We start from the raw sequence: 585 nt of genomic DNA on the forward strand, positions 1-585 counted from the left end.
CTGTCCCTTGCGGAGGTTCTTCCTCTTGACACGTCCAGGACGACCTCCACCGAATGGAGATTTCAGAGAGAAGTCAATGTGCTTGCCAGAGTCCAGGCGCACAATAAATGATGGGATGTTCACAACTTGCTTGCGGACACGAATATGCCTTTGCCGGATCAAAATTCTGGCATGATGGATGGACTTCGCCAGGCCAGCTTTGAACACCTGCGTCTGCAGACGACGCTCCAAGAAGTCCTCAATCTTCAGACCAAGCACATAATCGAGTTTCATCTGTTTTTCATCCAGTACTGCACTACGAACCAGACGACGTAGAAGGGCATTACCTTCGAACAATCTCTTGGGGTCCTTCTCCTCGAGGGTGAGGAGCTCACGAGCAGCCTTACGGATACGAGCGAGCGTGTATTTGACGCGCCATACTTCACGCTTGTTGCGGAGACCGTACTCTCCGATGATCTTCAACTCTTGGTCAAGACGTGCCTTTTCAAAAGGACGACGAGGTGTCACGTACGTCTTTGAAAATACCGACGGTACTCTGTTGTTCACCATCTTGGCGAGCTCGCACGCACTGCTCGCCGATAAGAA

1 protein-coding gene is annotated in these 585 nt (G+C 51.3%); it reads right to left on the reverse strand.

All coding sequences use genetic code 11. From position 1 onward, the window contains the following. On the reverse strand, window positions 1-549 hold a 549-nt coding region (gene rpsD / locus F0L68_RS45750), incomplete at its 3' end, for a 30S ribosomal protein S4 (RefSeq protein WP_149855386.1). Window positions 550-585 lie beyond the last annotated feature (36 nt).

The organism is Solihabitans fulvus (genome assembly GCF_008386585.1).
Taxonomy (GTDB): domain Bacteria; phylum Actinomycetota; class Actinomycetes; order Mycobacteriales; family Pseudonocardiaceae; genus Solihabitans; species Solihabitans fulvus.